Here is a 19,636-nt window from a genome sequence, read left to right on the forward strand (position 1 = left end):
CGCACGCTACAAAAAACATACAAATCAAAAAAAATCACATTTTTTTACGAATTTGATAAAAAACCCTTGCTGTTGTTAGGTTTTAGAAGCATTACAAAACACCAAACTACATCGTTGTAGATTAGCTATTTGCATAAAATGTTGTGGTAATGTATAGGTATTTTAACTATTTGTTTGGGTGTTATAAATCCAAGATATAATTTGTTAAGCTCACATCATGCTCTAATTCCATTTTTTTGCGAAGCCTGTATCGTTTTACTTCTACACTTCTAGGAGAAATATTTAGTAAAGGAGCTATTTCTTTTGAACTTAAATTTAGTCGCAAATAAGCACATAATCTTAAATCGTTTGGAGTAAGTGATGGGTGTTTAGCTTTAATCTTCTTAAGAAAATCTTTATCAGCATTATTAAAGGCTTCCTGGAAGAGTTTCCAATCGTCTGTATTATTAAGGTTTTTATCAATGATTTTAATAACAGGTTTTAAACCCTTTCCTTCTTGGGCAGCTTTAAGTTCATCTTTAATACTATTTAAAAACTCATTTTTCTTTATCAAACTCATTGTAGAAATAGCCAGCTCTCGGTTTTTATTATCAATGTCTTGTTGTAGCTTTTCGTTTTCAAAAGCCATAAGCTGTTGTTCATTTTCTAATTTCTTAAGATCTAATTCGCGTTGAGTTCTTTCTAATAGTTTTTCACGTTGCTTTTTGTAATAGTTTTTATATACATTATGCATAAAGAATGAAAACAGCGCAACACCCAACACATATAAAACAATCATTGTATTGGTTATGTACCAAGGCTTTGCAATTGTAAAATTATAAGACGCTACATTAGTTGTAATAGTATTACCTACTCTTCCTCTTACATTAAAAGTATAGTTTCCGTAGGGTAAGTTTTTGAAAGACTCTTCAGAATGGTTACTCCACGAACTCCAATTATCGTAAATTCCCTTAAGCTGATATTGATACTCTGCCTCAGAATAGCGATTAAATTCAGAGATACTATACGAGAATGTTAAGTTGTTTTCTTTATTTTCAAAATTTCCTGACACAGATTTATCTATAGCACTTTGATCTCCATCAAGAGCACTCATTTTTATTGTGTTGATGTCTATTTTAAACTTTCGTTCTTTAAGCTTTTCTAAATCAACTACAATATATCCTGATGAAGACCCTAAAAGGTATTTTTGACCATACAAGTAAGATATATTCTCATAACCTGTCATTTCATTTCTCAAAGAACTTGGTAAAGCAATTGAATGTATTTCTGGGATATGACTTAATTTCCCAGGTGTAAGATAGTTAAGTTCCTTATCAGAAAAACTCCAAAGCCTATTCGTATTTTGATGCGCAATCAACTTACCTGAAGTGTAGTTTTGTTCATTAAATAACTTACTGTATATAGAATCTCTTTGAAATGTACTGTTTTCAGAATCATATTTAAAAACTCCTTTTTTGTATGCGTAAAAAATAGAATTGTTAAATTTTACTAGACTAGAATTATAGCCTTTATCTACAGTACTATCTTTTGTGAGTTTAATAACTTTAGTTAAGGCTTCGTCAACTTTTATTTTAAAAACTCCTTTGTACTCATGACTTACTAGAATCTCATTATTTTGTGATTGCTCAAAATACTTAGATGAATTATTAAATCCTTCTATTTTATTCCTGAAAGTCCAACCTAATGATGTTTTCTCTAAAATGTTCAACCCATTATAATTTCCTTGTAACAGTAGGTTTTCAGCATCTTTAATAGGTTGAATATCCCAAGTACCTTGCACATTGGAAACTAATTGTGCTGAATCATTTTCTACTACATAAGTTCCTATATTATGACCACAAAATAATTGTTCATTTACAACTCTTAAACACCAAACCTGTCCTTTAGTACCTTTAATAAATTTAAACGCTTCGCTGCTATCTTCTTTTTTGTAGAAAAGCCCTTGATTAGTTCCTAAATAAAGGTTTCCGTTGTAAACTGCAGAACAATACACTGTTCCTAAATCGCCTTTTATATCATTGTAAATTCTAAACGGAGAAGTAATATTAACACAGTTAACACCATTATCTAGACCAAGCCATATATTGTTATCCACATCTTCCATTAAAGATAATACAGTATTATTGCCCAAACCATCTTCGTGACTTATGGAATAATTAATTATACCATCTTCGGTTAAATGCAATAAACCGTTTGATATTGTTCCTAAAGCAAAACTGTTATCCTTAAGCTGAATGCTACTATAAATCGTGAAATCTGATAATTGAACGTTGGCAGGAATATTCCATTTTCTCAATTCATCATTACTGTAAACAAATAATCCTTCTGATTGCGTGTGTATCAACAATGATTGCCCTTGTTGAAATACATTTACTATCCTACTACTCTTCAATACTTCGTGATTACTTACTAATTTAGGTAAGCCGTTTTCTAACTTGAATAAACCTTTGCCATACTTCTGAAAGTAAATACTGTTACCTACCTTGTACATTTTAACAATTTCAGTTTCACATTCAATAACCTTTATTGTTTGGTTTGAAATATTATAAATATAAATTCTATTTAAAGACTGAAACAATACCCAATCATCAACTCCTATGATGTTCCAAAACTGTTCGTCTTCAATAAGTGGTTGCTGTAAGGTTTTAGATATTGAGGTATAATCTAAAGTTCCAAATTGATTATGCGACCAATAACCAAATTCCATATAACAACCAGTATAAATACGCTCATTAATAGCTTTTACTGAACGCATAACAGTTTCGTTAGGTGAATTATAAAGTGTCCATACTGCTCCATTAAACTCTAGAAGACCTTTATTATTTGCTACATATACATATCTATTATCTGCTTGGGTGATTGACCAGTTTTGGTTTCCAGCATTGTAATCTTTGGTAGTAAATACTTCAATTGGAGGCAACTCATCTTGAGAAAAGCAAACACTAAACTGTATAGCTATAAGAAAAAAAGAAAGTATATAGGTTTTAATTTTCACTCCAATTTATATTATTAGTTACACAAGTATACAAATAAAAAAACACAACTCTCAAATTACACAATCATTGGTCAATGCTATACTTGTCAAGTTATTTTAACAACTCTATAATTTATTTAACAATTGTTTAACTTCGTTTGGTTCGGATTGTTCCGAACTTAATATATTTTTGCATCATAATTTTTTAAAATAGTATTATGACGAAAGATATATGTAGCAAAAAAATGGCACTAGTTGAAAAACTTGGTGTACACTTAGAAAGTCGCGAAAAACTTGCTCCAGTTGCTGCGCGTATAATGTCGTACGTGATTTTAACTGGTAAACGAGGTTCTACTTTCGATGAGATGGTAGAAGTATTATGTGCAAGTAAAAGCACTATTTCTACTCACCTAAATCACTTACAAGATTTAAAAAAGATTGAATACTTCACTAAAACTGGTGACAGAAAAAAGTATTTCATCATTAATAAAGATTCTGTTTTACATCATATTAATGAAATGATTAAAGAATGGGAAGAAGTTGCTACACTTCATAAAGAAATGAAAGCATACAAAGAAACAATTAACGAGCATATTACAGATGAAGATGAAAAATTTGACCTAACCTTTCATAATGATTATTTAAGATTCGTTCAAGATGCTTCAGCTTCGATAGAAATTTTAAAAGAAAACCTAATTAAACATAAATTTAACCTTTAAGACAATGAAAACAAATAAAATAGCATCAATATTAACCTTAGCCAGTGTGTTTCTAGTCATGGTTAGCTGTGGTAATAAAGACAATACCCAAGCAGCTGCACCACAACAGCAACAAGCTTTACCATTTCCAGTAACGCAAATTCAAACGCAAACGGTAGAAGGCTATAATGAATACCCTGTAAACATAGAAGGTATTGTAAACAGTGATGTGCGTGCGAAAACTTCAGGTTACGTTCAAAAAGTATTGGTAGACGAAGGTTCTAGAGTACGTAAAGGTCAACCTCTTTTTAGATTAGAAACACAATCTTTAAGTCAAGATGCCGAGGCAGCAAAAGCACAAGTAAATGTAGCTCAAGTTGAAGTAGACAAACTTAAACCTTTAGTTGAAAAGAACATTATTAGCTCAGTACAATTAGAAACCGCTAAAGCCAATTTAGCTCAAGCCAAAGCTAATTATAGCAGCATTGTAGCTAATATTAGTTATGCAACCGTAAAGAGTCCAGTAGATGGTTACGTAGGTTCAATCAATTTTAGAGAAGGTGCTTTAGTAAGTGCTGCTGATGCAACACCATTAACAACGGTTAGCGATATTAGTAAAGTATATGCGTTTTTCACTTTAAACGAAGCACAATACATAGACCATTTAAAGCGAATGAAAGGTCAAACAAAAGCTGAGCGTATTAAAAATTCGCCAGATGTAAGTTTAGTATTGGCAAATGGTGATATATATTCTGAAAAAGGTCGCATTCAAACCAGTACTGGTCAAATTAGTGAAACAACAGGTACCATTAAAGTAAGAGCTGCTTTTAATAATCCAAACGAGCTATTAACCAATGGAAATAGTGGTAAAATACGTATTCCTTCAACTTATGACAATGCTATAGTTGTACCACAGTCTGCAACTTATGAGCAACAAGGAAAAGTAATGATTTACACTTTAAGTGAAGACAACAAAGTGAGCAGTAAAATTATTGAAATTGAAGCCAAAGTAGATAACTTATATGTAGTTAAATCTGGTATAGATGCTAATACAAAAATTGTAGCTTCTGGTGTTTCAAAATTACGTGATGGTATGGCAATAGCGCCACAAGAAATTCCATTTAGCGAAGCCACAAAAAAAGTAGCTACCTTATTTAAAAACTAAAATCATTTTATAAACATATTTATTAGTTATGTTAAAAACATTTATTGAAAGACCTGTCCTTTCAACAGTAATCTCTATTATTATAGTTGTGCTCGGTGTTATCAGTATAACATCCCTTCCAATAGAGGAATATCCAGATATTGCACCTCCAACTATTAAAGTTACAGCAAACTATACAGGTGCCAACGCTGAAACCGTTTTAGAGAGTGTTATTGTGCCTATTGAAGAGCAAATTAATGGTGTAGAAGGTATGACGTACATTACCTCTACAGCATCAAATAACGGTACAGCCGAAATTACTGTGTATTTCGACCAAACTATGGATGCTGACATTGCTGCGGTAAACGTTCAAAACCGTGTAGCTCGTGCAAATCCGTTATTACCATCAGAAGTTATCCAAACTGGTATTGTAACGCAAAAGCAAGAAACCAGTGCATTAATGTTTATTGCTATGTATTCTGATAGCGAAGATTACGATGCTACTTTTATTCAGAATTACTTAAAAATAAACGTAATTCCTGCTATGCAGCGTATTAAAGGTGTTGGTGATGTATCTGTATTTTCGCAACAAGATTACGCAATGCGTGTTTGGTTAAAACCTGAAAAATTAGCAGCTTATAACTTAATTCCATCAGATATTACAGCTGCTTTAAACGAGCAGAATATAGAAGCTGCAGCTGGTGCTTTAGGTGAAAATAATGGTGAATCGTTCTCTTATATTTTAAAGTATAGTGGTCGATTTAAACAAGAAAGTCAATATGCAGATATTATAATTAAAGCCTTAGGAAATGGCGAATATTTACGATTGAAAGATGTCGCAGATATTGAGTTAGATGCACAATCCTATTCATCTAACGCTACAAGTTTAGGACATCCAGCAGTATTTATGGGAATTTTCCAAACCAAAGGATCTAACGCTGCCGAAATTATTGAAAACATAAAAACCACTTTAGACGATGTTGAACAAGGTTTGCCTGAAGGTTTAAACTTCTTTGTGCCTTACGATACAAGTTTATTCCTTAACGCATCTATAGACAAGGTAATTAGCACACTTTTAGAAGCCTTTTTACTGGTGTTCTTAGTGGTGTTTATCTTCTTGCAAGATTTCCGTTCTACATTAATTCCTGCAATTGCAGTACCTGTTTCTATTATTGGTACTTTCTTTTTCTTGAATGTCTTTGGCTATTCCATAAACCTATTAACACTTTTCGCATTAGTGTTGGCTATTGGTATTGTGGTAGATGATGCTATTGTTGTGGTAGAAGCCGTACACGCCAAAATGGATGAAGGTGAGAAAAAACCAATGAACGCCACTCTTAAAGCCATGAACGAAATTTCGGGTGCTATTATTTCAATTACATTGGTAATGTCTGCTGTATTTATTCCAGTAACCTTCATAACAGGTCCTACAGGTGTATTTTACGAGCAGTTTGGTGTTACTTTAATTATAGCCATTTTAATTTCAGCAGTAAACGCCTTAACGTTAAGTCCTGCATTATGCGCATTGTTATTAAAAGAACATAAAGACGATGAAGAATTAAAAGGAAAAAACGCACTTCAAAAATTCTACACGTTATTTAACAGAGGATTTGACGCGACTGTAAATAAATATGGCAAATCATTGCAGTTTTTATATAAAAACAAGTTTGTATCTGTGATGCTATTAATCATTGCTGGTGTAGGTATTTATTGGGCTGCAACAACAACACCAACAGGATTTGTGCCAAATGAAGATAGAGGAATTATTTTTGCTAACATAGAATTACCTGCAGGTGCATCATTAGACCGTACCGATGCAGTAACTAAAGAATTATATGCAAAAATTAAAGACATTGATGGTGTTACAGATGCTAGTTTTGTTAAAGGACGAAGCTTAATTAGTGGTGCTGGTAGTAACTTTGGTATTGGTTTCGTGAAGTTAGACGATTGGTCTGAAAGAGAATCTGAAGCCTTATCTGCACAAGCCATAACCGGAAAATTATTTGGTATTGCGGCTACTATTCCAGAAGCAAAAATTATTTTCTTCTCGCCACCAAGTATTCGTGGTTTTGGTAACTCAGCTGGTTTTGAGGTGAATTTATTAGACAAGTTTGGTGGTGAGTTTACCGATTTAGATAAAGCAAACCAAGAATTTGCAGCAGCCTTAATGAGTCATCCTGAAATTCAGTATGCGCAATCAGCATTCAATACTAATTATCCGCAATACGAAATGGAAGTTAATGTGCCTTTAGCTAAAGAAAAAGGTGTGGCTATTAACAGCATTTTCGGTACGCTTCAAGGTTATATCGGTGGAATTTACGCTTCAGATTTTAGTCGATTTGGTAAACAGTATCGTGTATACATTCAATCGCTACCGGAAGATCGAGCAGATGAAAACGACCTTAACAGTATGTATGTGAGAACAAGTTCTGGTGAAATGACGCCAATTACACAGTTTGTAACCTTAAAACGTGTGTATGGTCCGCAATCGGTAACGCGTTTCAACCTATTTAATTCAACAAATATAACAGGCGCAACTAATCCTGGATTTAGTACAGGTGATGCCATTAGAGTGATTGAAGAAGAAGTAGCAAAATTACCAAGTAATTACACCGTTGCATATTCTGGTTTAACACGAGAAGAGGTAAATGCAGGTAACCAAACCACGTTTATTTTCATCTTAAGTATTCTGTTTGTGTATTTCTTATTAAGTGCGCAGTACGAGAGTTATATTTTACCATTTTCGGTGTTATTATCGTTACCATTTGGTGTATTTGGTGCGTATATAAGCACGAAATTCTTCGGGTTAGAAAACAACATTTACTTCCAAATTGCACTGATAATGCTGGTTGGTCTGTTGGCTAAAAACGCCATACTTATTGTTGAGTTTGCATTGCAACGACGCAAACAAGGCGAAGGTATTGTAGATGCAGCTATCCATGGTGCCAAAGCACGTTTACGACCAATTTTAATGACATCATTCGCCTTTATACTTGGGTTAATGCCGCTTGTATTAGCCAAAGGTGTTGGTGCCGAAGGAAACAATTCTATTGGTACAGGTGCAGCTGGTGGTATGTTAATAGGAACCATTTTAGGTGTATTTGTTATCCCAATTTTATTCATCTTTTTCCAATGGTTACAAGAAAAAGTATCGCGTAAACCAGAAGTAGAAACAATTGAAGCTTAAAAAAATGAAATCAACTATAAATAAAAATTTTAGTAAAGGCGCATTAGTTTTAATGCTGGCGTTAACACTGCAAAGTTGTTTTGTGGCAAAGGATTACACACGTCCTGAATTAGATGAAACAGAACATTTGTACAGAACTGATAACTTACCACAAGATAGTTTGTCTATGGCAGATATATCATGGAAAGATATGTTCTCTGACACTTACTTAAAACAATACATTGAAGAAGGTCTTCAAAACAACTTGGACATTCGTGTGGCTATTCAACAAATAGCTGCTGCTGAAGCTTACATGAAACAAGGTAAAGCTGGTTATTTTCCAACATTAAACGCAAATGCACAGGTAACCCATCAAGAGTTATCTGAAAACAGTCAGTTTGGTGGCTTGTTTTCTTCTTTAGATCAATATGAACTTTCAGCAAACTTATCTTGGGAAGCTGACATTTGGGGAAAAATAAGAAGTAATAAACGTGCTGGCGAAGCTAGCTATTTACAAACAGTTGCAGCTCATCAAGCTGTTAAAACACAATTAGTTTCAGCTATTGCTTCAACCTACTACCAATTGTTAGCTTTAGATGCTCAATTGGAAATTACAAATCAAACTATTGCAACAAGAGATAGTAGTGTGTACACCATAAAAGCGCTTAAAGATGCTGGACAAGTGACTCAAGTTGCAGTGGACCAAAATATAGCACAATACAATAATGCAAAAGCACTAAAAGTAGATTTGGAAGCTGCTATTTTTAAAACTGAAAATGCTTTTAATTTATTATTAGGAAGACCAGCAGAAACTGTTAACCGAAGTGCATTAACTCAACAGCAGTTAAATGCTGATATTAAATTAGGTGTTCCTGCTACTCTACTTAGCAACAGACCTGATGTTATTGCTGCCGAATACAGCTTAATTAATGCCTTTGAATTAACCAATGTTGCTAGAAGTAATTTTTACCCATCGCTAACCTTAACAGCAAGTGGCGGATTTCAAAGTTTAGAATTAGATGAACTATTTAATGCCAATTCATTGTTCGCTACTCTTGTTGGAGGATTAACACAGCCAATATTTAACAAGAGACAAATTAAAACTCAGCATGAAGTAGCTATTTCTCAACAAGAACAAGCCTTATTAAACTTTAAAAAGACTTTACTAACAGCTGGTAACGAAGTATCAAATGCATTATACGATTATGATGCTGAAACTGAAAAATTTGAATACAGACAAAATGAAGTTGAAGCGCTACGACAAGCTGAAGCAAATTCTGAGGAATTACTTAAAAATGGTTATGCAAATTACTTAGACCTATTAACTGCAAGAGAAAGCGCTTTAAATGCTGAATTGAATGTTATTGATAATAAACTACAGCAGTTATTAAGTGTTGTTAATTTGTATGAAGCACTTGGTGGTGGCTGGAAATAGTAATGATAAGTAAAGAAGAACTTTTGGAATGTTCGGTGGCTAATTTTACCACCTTTGGAAGCAAGCGTTTTACTATGGACGAGTTGGCGCACTGTTTGGGTATTTCAAAAAAAACTATTTACAAATATTACAGTAGTAAAGAGGAGCTTGTTATAGCTAGTGTTACGTGTTTGATAGACTCTTTTAATGAAAATATAAAGGAAATAATAGCTAAAGAACAAGACCCTCTTTCTTGTATTATACTATTGTACAAACGAGGGTTTGAGTATTTAAAACACTTTAAACCTTCGTTTATTTTTGGCTTAAAAAAATACTACCCTGAAGCCAATAAAGTCTTTGATGATTTTAGGGATGAGTTTGTTAACGAAATTGTTTATGGGCTACTACAAAAAGCTCAAGTATTTAAGTTTATTAGTAGTGATGTGAATATAAAATTGTTTTGCGAGTTGTATTTTAAGAGGTTTGAAGAAATTGCTTTTAAAGACAATACGCTTTTTGACACTTACAGTAATGATGAGCTTTTAAATCATTTTGTGATTTTTAGTTTAAAAGGAATTATTAATTCTAATTACGAAAATCCTCATTTTAAAAAAGCCTCCTTTTAATACAAAAAGGAGACTTCTCTACTAATCAATTCAAAAAAACACTTACTTTATTATTGAGCTATTAGGTTTAAAGAAACCACAAGCAAACTACCTCCTCCAGAGAATTTTTCTGCCCAAACCTCTATGTAATCGCCTTGAGACAATTCAACTGAACCCACAACAGACACAGCTCCTACATCATTATTTGCTCCAATTTCTCTATAAACTTTGGTATCTTCTAAAACACTTCCATTTTTTGCTATATAGAAGATATAAATTGAGTTATTGTTATCACCTTGAAAAGAAATACTAGATGATATGTGAAAGTTTCTAGTCTTAACACCATCATAAACAATTCTATTATCAACAGGAGCACTAAATCTAAATAAGTTATTAGATGTTGAGGTTCCTACAAGCTTTGTCTCAACTCCTGATCCTATTGATCCAAAATCTGTTTCAAAGCCACTACCAATTGGTGCATCTAGGTGTATATCTCCACTTGCTACATTATCAGTTTCTAATTGAATTCCTGGACAATCCACATCCCAAGCTGTAGTGAAGTTATAACCAGGATATGTTCCTACTGTATATGGGTTTACTCTTGTTCCTGCACCTGTAAAACTTATTTCAGAAAGCGAAGCAGAAATATTAATTGTAGGGTTTGCACTTAAATCAATTCCTGTTTCTCCAGAATCTGCTACAACTCTTCCATTAGCCAATTGCAAATTATCAAAAGCACCTGAAAGAGTTAAAAAAGTACCTGAATTAGTATCAGTCCAAAACACTTTATCCATATACAAAGACGTGATATTTGAAGCATCAATACCATCACTAGAGTTAATGAGCTGAAACACCTCAAAATATACTATACCTAAGTTACTTAATGTTCCTATTGAAGATGCTCCATTAATAATTACACTATATCCAACAACACTTTCTGCTCCAGACCCTGTGATATCAAAAACTTGTTGTCCATTACCACTAATCACAACATCTTTAATACGTCCACCTTTACTACCACTAAACAAAGCTGAACCTGTATTATTTACAAGAATATCTTCTCCTGTGTCATGTCCTTCAATATATGCTCCATTTAAATCTATTGGGTTATCTATTAGTATTGTTCCGTTGATTTCATATAAGTAATTTTCGTTTAAAACATATTTTCCACCTGATAATTCATCAGATAAATCAGCAACACTTTTAACCAACTTATAATTAGTTCTAGTTTCTGCTCCCTCTAATGGCAACCAACTTCCTCCATTATAAAAATAAAACACATTTTCATCGGTATCGAATACCAAAAGCCCTTCAGCTGGACTAGAAATTGCAGTTCTTTGAGTAGTGGTCATTCGTGGAGTTAACATTCCTTTTTCCGTAGAGCTTATATCTAACATTGAAGAAGGATCAGGATTGGTTGTTCCTATTCCAACTTGAGAAAAACCGTTGTAATTAAAACCTATGCTTAAGGTTATAATAGAGATTATAAATTTTATTTTTTTCATAACTAGTAGTTTAAGATTTTTTGGGTGTGTTTGCTATTAATTGTTTCTATCTGTACAATATAAACTCCATCACTTTCACTAAATGGAATTGATATGTTTGTTTTATTATTAAGGTTCTTATTTAAGGCTAATATTTCTTGACCTAATACATTAAATACTTTTATAGATTTAAGCTCTACTCTATTTGCATTGCTTATAATTATATGCTCATTACCATCATAATAAATTTTGACATTTTCAATATCGTTGTCATTATTTGATAAAGTTGCTTGCGGCATAAATACTATTGAAAATCTATCTAAATATTCGCCTATTGGTAAATTAACACTGTAGCTAGACTCGGTTAAATTATGAGTAGTGTTTAATACATTATCTTTTAAATAAACATTATCAGAAAAGTTTTCAAGAGCATCAATCATGATATTATGTGTTCCATTTTCAGAAATTAAAATACCTATAGGGAACTCTAACGTATTTTGATAATCATCTAAACCTTGAATTGCATATTTTTTAGTTAAGTCGTTATCAATAATAAAAAACATATCATCTTCTCTATGTCTATTTAGCAGTGCATCATAACCAAAGTTATAGTTTATATCAGCTGGTGAGTTTGGTAAAAAACCAAGTAGTAATTGCCTGTGAAATCCTTCTGGATCTTCGTAACCTAGTCTAATGTATTGTTTAACTGATTCTTGTTGGTTACTATCTGTTGTACTATAAAAAACAGACTCTTCAACTATTTCAGACTTAAATGCTCTTTGAGAGTTATTAAACACAATAGAACCTGTACCATAAGCTTCAACAAAAAAGCCCTGACCAACTGGCACATATTGTTTTGGAGGTGTTACACTACCTGAGCTACCTAAACCACTAATTAAAGGTGACGCTATTGAAGGAGTTGTGCCTCCTGTTAAATTTCTTATTGCATATCCTCCTAAATAATCAGTTAAAGCGTGAGAAGTTGATCCTCCATCAACCCAAAAGTAAAGTGCATCTAGAATTAAAATATTATCATTGATAAACTTTTCAGAATCTAGTGCAGAAGGATACGGATTCCCTAACAATGATTGCTCTCCTGAGTTTATTGCAAACGAATAATCTCCATTATTTGGCGCACCATAATACACATAATTTTGTTCTGACAATAGAGTGTTTGTCCCTTTCATGGTATAACCTTGTCCAGGGTTTAAAGTGCTGTTTTCATCTAAACTTACCCAATCAGAATATGCTCCTGTACCTTGCATGTATTGATACAACCAATAGGTATTAATGGTCAAAGGTGTAATTACATTATCAGATCCATCAACTACTGATGGCAAACCATTGTATGGCGAACCAGAATTAAATGAAGCTTGTTGTGGATTAAATGAATTAATACTAGAATCTGTACCATCAAACTTTCCTCCTAATAGTGAAAATGTACCACCATTATTAATTGGAGACGACCAATAGTTAAACTTATAGGCTGATGAGTATCCTTGCTGGTCAATTAACAACTTTCCTGATGTAATTGTATTAGCATCAACACCAGAGTGCGCTTGGATTAGTTGTGCTTCTCCTACAAGTCTAATATCTCCACTTGTAAAATTTACAGCATTTTCTACATTTAAAGCAAATCCATCGTTTACTGAAAGTCCTTTAGTGTTAGTTGCTGTTACATCAACTTCTAGATTATAAAAGTTAATTTCATTAGATAATCCTGAAATGCTTAACAAAGGATTACTCGCACTTTTAAAATAAGTAGTTCCTGAAGTGGAGGTTGTAGTTCCGTTGTTTACAAAGTTGTTGTTTAGGTATAAATTACCATCGTTGTTATGAGTTCCTGTTGTTTTATTAGTGTATTCATTTTCAAAATAAACATCAGTTGATGCTGAGATTTCAAATACTCCTTCATTTGAGATTTGCGAGTACCCAAACGAAAAGCAAAAAAGAGCAAGAAAACATATTTTAGTGTAGTTTTTCTTCATAAAAAAAGGCTATAGTTAATAAAGTAGATTGGGTTAAGGTGTAATTCTTAAAGCATCAGAGTTATAATTTTCTTTGTGATATTTACAGTTACTTGAATAGGTTTCAATTTTAGAAAACACCTTATATAAATGATCTTTTCTTAAAGGCTTGTAGATTAAATCTTCACAGAGTAATTCGTTTTTTGCCTTTATAACATCTTTTAGGTTAGTTGTAGCTGAGAGCATAAAAATTTTAATCTCTTTCCTTTTAGGCTTCTTTAATTTTTTAAATTCTTCTAAAAATTGAAAACCATCCATAAAAGGCATACTAATGTCTAGTAAAATGATGTCTGGTAAGGAAAGCGTTGGGTAAACAGTTTTACCGTCTAGAATTTGCAAAAACTTAAGCGCAGAATTTGCGTTAACAAAGGTTCGCACATTGCAATCTGGCACAACCTTTTCAATTGTTTTTTGACTAACAAATAAATCAATTTTATTATCGTCAATTAACATAATGTTCAACTTCATAAGTAGGGAGTTTTAAAGTTAATTATTTAGGGTTAAAGAGATGAGTACTCCTTTGGGGTTTTTAAAGTACTTACTCCTAATTTTTCTATTTCATTTATAATATTTTTTTTAAGGTTTTGTTTTATAATTAAAGTTGCCGAAACTACAATTCCTAGTTCATTAAAATTTGGAGAAACTAGTGTAGAATAGTTTATTTTTTTTCCATTTGCATCAAGGTCATAACTTTCAAATTCACTTAAAGTCTTGTTAATGAATACGTAATCAATATTTCTCTTAAAAACTTCAAAAAAATCAATGTTAATATAGTCATAAATATATGTATTTATCAAATCTTGAATGCTTTTATTGTAACATTCTTTACTAACATTTAATATTTTTCCGTGTTTAGTAATTGTAAAAACATAAACAGGCATATTGTTAAAAAGTGTTTTGCTTTTTATGTTTTCTTCTTTTAAGTTTTTATTGTCTAACTTATATTGGGTAACGTCATTATATATTGCTAAATACCTTGTATGTTTTTCTTTTTTAGTTTTAAATGGAATTATCGTTGCATCTAACCAAATTTCTTTACCATTAGATAAGGTTTCGCTTAGAGTACCTTTCCATGTTTTTCCAGTTTTTAAAGTTCGCCACAACCCTTTATACAAAGGATCTGAATGCAAATGAGACTTAAAAAGTGTATGCGATTCTCCTACTACTTTATCACTATCATACTCTAGTGTTTTACAAAAAACATTATTAGCATACTCTACTCTTCCTAAGTCGTCTGTTATGGTAACCATAGAGTTAGACTCTAATTGAGATAATATTATATTTTTAAGCTTATTCTCTCCCATAAAAATCATTTTTAGTTTCTATACAGTATTGTTTTGCTAATCTAATGTCACCGAAAATGCCATGAGGTGTAGTAGAATCGTATATTCTTTTATAGGAAGCAATTAAAAGTTTTGCTCCAATAGAATTTAGAATAAAAGCTTCAGAAATTCTTAAACTTTTTAAAATTGGGGAATTAGCCATTAAATTTCCTGCTTCAGGTGTAAAGGCTCCTTTAACACCTCTTATATCTACAACAAAAGGCATTGGGTTACCCTGACACATTTTTTCAATTGCTATTATATATTCCTCTACTCTATTCAAATCTAATTTGCTGTAATTATTAGTACTTAAAAATTGACAAAAAAGTATACCATCTTCAATCCAAAATTTAGTATTGCCTACTTTCACAACTTTATGATTATCCATACTTTAACTTAATCCGTTGAAAATAATATTGTTTTTATCGCAATGCCTTATTGCCATCCTTAACGTCTTAAATACTCTATCTGGAATTATAGGGTTATACATAAAACTATAAACAGTTAACACTCCTTTTAAAAGATAACTATCAACTAAAAATGTCTTAGAAAGCACTAAAGAATTAAGTATTGAGTTATTCACTAAAAACTTAAATATCTTAATAGCTTTAAAAAACCCTACATTTTCAATATTTATGATAATAGGCATATATTTTCCTCCTGATAATGAAGCTATTACTTTAGAGAAGATTTTTTCAACAGCAGCTTCCGTTTGGTTAGAGTCATAACTATTACTTACCTCACAATAAATAATATTGTCTTCAACCTTAAATCTAAAATCATCTATTCGTATTTCACTCGTCATTATCCTGAATTTGAATCATTTAAGACAATACCAATGCCAAAAAATGACCTCAGAAAGAAAAACAAATACAATTCATTGATTTTCAAACACTTAAAAATATTGAGCTTTTTTCAATGAAAATAAAACGTGTCGGAATACCGTGTTTTTTTTATGGAAAGAAAAGATACTCACGGAATACCGTGAGTATTACGTTAAGGTTTTTGTATTCCTAATTTGGTCATTTTATCACGTAAGGTACTAGGTTTTAGTCCCAATACATCTGAAGCGCTTTTTGGACCACTAATTTTCCAGTTACAACTTTCTAACACTTCAAGTATGTGAGCTTTTAATACAGAGTTTAAAGATAAGTCCTTACTATTGATACGTTGTTTTGATTTTTGCGTTGAAGTTTCAAAACCTGGTATCATTAAAGTTTCTGTGCTTGTTAGTATTACAGCTCTTTCTATTAAGTTTTCAAGCTCTCTAATATTCCCAGGCCAATTATAAGTCTTCATTTGAGCCATAGCTTCATCAGAAATATACTTTATTTGCTTTTCATAAGCTTTATTGAATTTATCTACAAAATGCTCTACCAATAAAGGAATATCGTCTTTACGATCTCTCAATGGCGGAATACTAATAGGGAACACGTTAAGCCTAAAATACAAGTCTTCCCTAAATTGTTTTTTCTCAATTTCTTCTTTAAGATTTCTGTTTGTAGCTGCAATAACTCTAACATCTAGCTTTTTTAAGCCAACTCCTCCTACTACCTCAATTTCGCCTTCTTGTAAGAATCTTAAAATTTTAGGTTGCATGTCTATGGGAAGTTCTCCTATTTCATCTAAAAAAAGCGTTCCACCATCAGCAAGTTCAAATTTTCCAACTTTATCACTAAACGCTCCTGTAAACGACCCTTTTTTATGTCCAAACAACTCGCTCTCAATCAACTCCCTTGGAATTGCTGAACAGTTTACTTTTATTAACGGTTTATTATTTCGGTTACTTGTATTGTGAATTGCTCTCGCTAGTAGCTCTTTACCTGTACCAGACTCTCCTAATAATAATACAGTAGCATTTGTTGGAGCAACACGCTCTACTTCTGTCAACACATTACTAAACTCAACACTACCATATACCATTTCTTCATAATTGAAGACAAGGTCTAACTCATTTCTTAAATAAACGTTCTCTTGTTCTAACTGCTTTTTTAATTCATTCAACTCTTTATTAGCCTCTAAAAGCTGAGTATTTGTTTTCGCTATTGTTTCTTCGGCTATTTTACGTTCATAACTCTCTACCATTAAGGACACCACATTAGCTATAGAACTTGCAAACTCTTGTTCTTCAATAGTCCAATCTCTAGTCTCCTCTCCAACATGCTCAAAACAAATTATACCATAATACCCAGTTGTGCTGTTTATAAACACATCCATTAACGATTTAATTTTATTAGGTTTAAGGTAGTTTTCTGAAAACTGCTTGGTGATGTTATCGTTTTGGGCATCAACCACTAAAATAGACTTATTGCTTTCTAAAGCCTTAAAATAGTTTGGGTTGTCCTCATAATTTATGGTGAAGTTTTTTTCATAAGAGTTTGATTTTAATTCGTATAATTGCTCACAATGTATCGCATTATTATTATCATTAAAACTCCAAATACTTACACGACAAACATTTAATGTTTCGGCAGATAATTTAGTAATTGTCTTTAATGAAGATTTAAAATCGTGTCCTACTAGTTCAGCTAATTTTAAAATTACATCTTTTTTTTGTGAAGACTGTATTGCACGTTCTTCTAATATTTTTTTAGCTTTTTCTTCCTCTGAAATATCTTTCATTGTTCCAAATAAAGCTGTAATTTCTCCAGTTTCGTTTTTAATAGCTCCTGTTAAAAATGATGCTAAAAACTGCTCCCCATTTTTTCTTATAATTTCATATTGAAGTGATGGAGACTCTCCTGCTTCTATTCTTTTTTTATCAACAAGAATTTTATTGTAATCCTCTTTTTTAGTAAATGAGTAAGGTAATTGCATTCCAACCAATTCTTCTTTGGAGTATCCTAGAATTTTACAAGTTGAGTCGTTAACCATTATAACTTCCCCTTCAAGATTAGTTATAATTAAACCTTCTTGCATGGACATAACAAGGTTACTAGTAAACTCTTTGGCTGCTCTTAAATCGAGTTCTGCTCTTTTTCGTTCAGTAGTATCTATTATTGTTCCAAAATAAGATTTTATAGTTCCATCAGAGTCTTCAATACTAGAAACCATTACATCAACATTAAAACGGGTTCCGTCTTTACGCATGTATATGGTTTCAAAATTATTTAGTTCTTCTCCTCTTTCTATTTGTTCGTGACGAAGGTTGGACTCATCTTCAATTTCTGGTGGCGAAAAAGGATATGGACATTGCTGACCAATCAACTCTTCTTCAGTAAAACCAGACATCTTACAAAACGAAGGATTTACTTTGGTTATTTCGGTTTCCATATTGAACACAATTAACCCTTCGTTCATTGATTCTATTAAAGACTCTGAATAATCTCTAGCTTCTTTTATTTCTAATTCAGCCTTTTTTTGTTTGGTAACATCTCTAATAATTCCAACAAGAAACTTATTACCTTCTTCATCTAAAAAGCGAGTTTTTTTAGTCGATAAATATTGTGTTTCTCCTCCTCTTAATGTTAAGGTTTCTTCATTGACGTTCTCTTCTCCTGTCTTTAAAACATGCCTATCAATTTTTAATGCTAATTCGGCCTCTTCAGGCTCAACATCTTCTACAAGTGTTTTTCCTATTATATAGTCTCTAGGTAAATCAAACATTTTACAAAACTCATTATTAGCTAAAATAACTTTACTATGCTCATCCTTAACAAAAACAGGGTCTCCTATTTTATTAATAATATTGTTTAAGTATTTTTCACTTTTGGCTATTAAACGTTCTGCAATTTTTTGTGGCGTTATATCTATAAAATACAAAGTCAATCCATCAGCATGCGGATACACCTTATTTGCAAACCATTTATTTAAAGGTTCATAATAGTCCTCAAAATATTGGGTTTCTTTTGTCTCAATAGCTTTGTAAAATGCGTTGTAAGTTGGCAAACCTACAGCTTCAGGAAATACTGTCCAAACGTGCTTTCCTATTAGTTCTTTAGGTGATTTACCTAGAATTTCTCCTGCTCTATTGTTTGCATAAGTGTAGCAAAGATTAGTATCAAACGACACTAATCCATCAGAAATATTATTTAATGTACTTTCTATTTGCGAGGATATATTTCGCTCTAGCATTAAATTGAGATATCGTTTTCTGTAATTTAAAACCGAAAAAATGTCTTTATTAGATAGCTCAAGTGACTCTATTTCATAATCAAGATCAGAAATTGATTGAAAATATTTTAGATAAGCTATTACTTTAGACTTAGTATTTTTTATGGCAGCCAAAAAAACTAAAACAGGAAATTCTTCTCCATTTTTATGCTTATAAACAGCTTCAAATTCACGTTTTAAATGATCCTCTTGAAAATCTTTAAACCTCTGGTTAAACTCATTAATATATTTTTTTGGCCAAAACGGAAATGGAGTTTTAATATTTAGTAACTCGTTTTTATTAAATCCTGTTATACTACAAGCCGCAGCATTGACCATTAAAACTTCACCTTGGGTGTCAGTAATTAAAAGTCCATCCTGTAAGGATTCAATAAAATTTTCAGAAAACCCATAGGAATTCTGTAGCTCTAGAAGTAATTTTTTCTTTGTGTTGCTCATAAAAACATATTTAATCCCTCTAATGCGCTTTGTTGAATTAACACCTGAAAAAATACTGCTTACTATATAAGAAAGTATTTAAGAAATTAAAGTACTTCTTTTATCATAAAAAAACTAATTTAATCGATAAAAGGACAAAAGAAATATTTATAGGTCTTTTTTAATCCACTCAACAGTAAGTTAGCAATTTAAAAAAACGTAAAACACTGTTAATCAAAACACAACAGTTAAAATTATCTTAAAAGAAAATT

13 protein-coding genes are annotated in these 19,636 nt (G+C 31.9%); 5 read left to right on the top strand and 8 right to left on the bottom strand.

Features of this window, described 5'->3' with window-relative positions; translation table 11 throughout:
* Positions 1–181: 181 nt before the first annotated feature.
* A complete protein-coding gene (locus tag DMZ43_RS08530; RefSeq protein WP_238155802.1) occupies positions 182–2,995 on the bottom strand; it encodes a LuxR C-terminal-related transcriptional regulator in 2,814 nt (937 codons plus the stop codon).
* Positions 2,996–3,192: 197 nt separating this feature from the next.
* Here DMZ43_RS08530 and DMZ43_RS08535 point away from each other — a divergent pair, with 197 nt between their 5' ends.
* Genes DMZ43_RS08535 through DMZ43_RS08555 form a run of 5 tightly spaced genes read left to right on the top strand, consistent with a single transcriptional unit; the run spans position 3,193 to position 10,022 of the window.
* The gene (locus DMZ43_RS08535) at positions 3,193–3,693 is read left to right on the top strand and encodes a GbsR/MarR family transcriptional regulator (protein ID WP_131507446.1); all 501 of its coding nucleotides are present in this window, start codon (positions 3,193–3,195) and stop codon (positions 3,691–3,693) included.
* 4 nt (positions 3,694–3,697) lie between these two features.
* The gene (locus tag DMZ43_RS08540) at positions 3,698–4,837 is read left to right on the top strand and encodes an efflux RND transporter periplasmic adaptor subunit (RefSeq protein WP_131507447.1); all 1,140 of its coding nucleotides are present in this window, start codon (positions 3,698–3,700) and stop codon (positions 4,835–4,837) included.
* A gap of 28 nt (positions 4,838–4,865) precedes the next feature.
* The gene (locus tag DMZ43_RS08545; RefSeq protein ID WP_131507448.1) at positions 4,866–8,003 is read left to right on the top strand and encodes an efflux RND transporter permease subunit; all 3,138 of its coding nucleotides are present in this window, start codon (positions 4,866–4,868) and stop codon (positions 8,001–8,003) included.
* Positions 8,004–8,007: 4 nt separating this feature from the next.
* Positions 8,008–9,417: an efflux transporter outer membrane subunit gene (locus DMZ43_RS08550; protein ID WP_131507449.1), complete on the top strand. Its 1,410-nt coding sequence runs from the start codon at positions 8,008–8,010 to the stop codon at positions 9,415–9,417.
* A 2-nt stretch (positions 9,418–9,419) separates the two neighbouring features.
* Positions 9,420–10,022, top strand: a complete 603-nt coding sequence (locus DMZ43_RS08555; RefSeq protein ID WP_131507451.1) for a TetR/AcrR family transcriptional regulator — start codon at positions 9,420–9,422, stop codon at positions 10,020–10,022.
* Between the two features lie 50 nt (positions 10,023–10,072).
* On the opposite strand, the gene DMZ43_RS08560 is transcribed toward DMZ43_RS08555, so the two are convergent.
* The 7 genes from DMZ43_RS08560 to DMZ43_RS08590 form a co-directional block, all read right to left on the bottom strand.
* Positions 10,073–11,506, bottom strand: coding sequence for a cell wall anchor protein (locus tag DMZ43_RS08560; protein ID WP_202865198.1), 1,434 nt, complete (start codon positions 11,504–11,506; stop codon positions 10,073–10,075).
* Between the two features lie 2 nt (positions 11,507–11,508).
* Positions 11,509–13,473: a T9SS type A sorting domain-containing protein gene (locus DMZ43_RS08565; protein WP_131507453.1), complete on the bottom strand. Its 1,965-nt coding sequence runs from the start codon at positions 13,471–13,473 to the stop codon at positions 11,509–11,511.
* Positions 13,474–13,506: 33 nt separating this feature from the next.
* A complete protein-coding gene (locus DMZ43_RS08570) occupies positions 13,507–13,980 on the bottom strand; it encodes a response regulator (protein ID WP_131507455.1) in 474 nt (157 codons plus the stop codon).
* Between the two features lie 32 nt (positions 13,981–14,012).
* Positions 14,013–14,816, bottom strand: a complete 804-nt coding sequence (locus DMZ43_RS08575) for a PAS domain-containing protein (RefSeq protein WP_161566743.1) — start codon at positions 14,814–14,816, stop codon at positions 14,013–14,015.
* Positions 14,803–15,222 (bottom strand): hypothetical protein, encoded by a 420-nt coding sequence (locus tag DMZ43_RS08580; RefSeq protein ID WP_131507458.1) that lies wholly within the window; start codon positions 15,220–15,222, stop codon positions 14,803–14,805. The genes DMZ43_RS08575 and DMZ43_RS08580 overlap by 14 nt, the downstream gene beginning before the upstream one ends.
* A gap of 3 nt (positions 15,223–15,225) precedes the next feature.
* On the bottom strand, positions 15,226–15,639 hold the full coding sequence (locus DMZ43_RS08585) for a hypothetical protein (protein ID WP_131507460.1): 414 nt from the start codon (positions 15,637–15,639) through the stop codon (positions 15,226–15,228).
* 191 nt (positions 15,640–15,830) lie between these two features.
* On the bottom strand, positions 15,831–19,385 hold the full coding sequence (locus DMZ43_RS08590; protein ID WP_131507462.1) for a PAS domain S-box protein: 3,555 nt from the start codon (positions 19,383–19,385) through the stop codon (positions 15,831–15,833).
* Between the last annotated feature and the right edge of the window lie 251 nt (positions 19,386–19,636).

It is taken from the genome of Meridianimaribacter sp. CL38, from assembly GCF_004328055.1.
Taxonomy (GTDB): domain Bacteria; phylum Bacteroidota; class Bacteroidia; order Flavobacteriales; family Flavobacteriaceae; genus Gaetbulibacter_B; species Gaetbulibacter_B jejuensis.

Excerpts from the sequence above, each read along its gene's own strand:
- DMZ43_RS08545 (WP_131507448.1), top strand. The coding sequence starts at position 4,866 with ATGTTAAAAACATTTATTGAAAGACCTGTCCTTTCAACAGTAATCTCT.
- DMZ43_RS08585 (WP_131507460.1), bottom strand. The coding sequence starts at position 15,639 with ATGACGAGTGAAATACGAATAGATGATTTTAGATTTAAGGTTGAAGAC.
- DMZ43_RS08580 (WP_131507458.1), bottom strand. The coding sequence starts at position 15,222 with ATGGATAATCATAAAGTTGTGAAAGTAGGCAATACTAAATTTTGGATT.
- DMZ43_RS08540 (WP_131507447.1), top strand. The coding sequence starts at position 3,698 with ATGAAAACAAATAAAATAGCATCAATATTAACCTTAGCCAGTGTGTTT.
- DMZ43_RS08565 (WP_131507453.1), bottom strand. The coding sequence starts at position 13,473 with ATGAAGAAAAACTACACTAAAATATGTTTTCTTGCTCTTTTTTGCTTT.
- DMZ43_RS08560 (WP_202865198.1), bottom strand. The coding sequence starts at position 11,506 with ATGAAAAAAATAAAATTTATAATCTCTATTATAACCTTAAGCATAGGT.
- DMZ43_RS08575 (WP_161566743.1), bottom strand. The coding sequence starts at position 14,816 with ATGGGAGAGAATAAGCTTAAAAATATAATATTATCTCAATTAGAGTCT.
- DMZ43_RS08570 (WP_131507455.1), bottom strand. The coding sequence starts at position 13,980 with ATGAAGTTGAACATTATGTTAATTGACGATAATAAAATTGATTTATTT.
- DMZ43_RS08555 (WP_131507451.1), top strand. The coding sequence starts at position 9,420 with ATGATAAGTAAAGAAGAACTTTTGGAATGTTCGGTGGCTAATTTTACC.
- DMZ43_RS08590 (WP_131507462.1), bottom strand. The coding sequence starts at position 19,385 with ATGAGCAACACAAAGAAAAAATTACTTCTAGAGCTACAGAATTCCTAT.
- DMZ43_RS08535 (WP_131507446.1), top strand. The coding sequence starts at position 3,193 with ATGACGAAAGATATATGTAGCAAAAAAATGGCACTAGTTGAAAAACTT.
- DMZ43_RS08550 (WP_131507449.1), top strand. The coding sequence starts at position 8,008 with ATGAAATCAACTATAAATAAAAATTTTAGTAAAGGCGCATTAGTTTTA.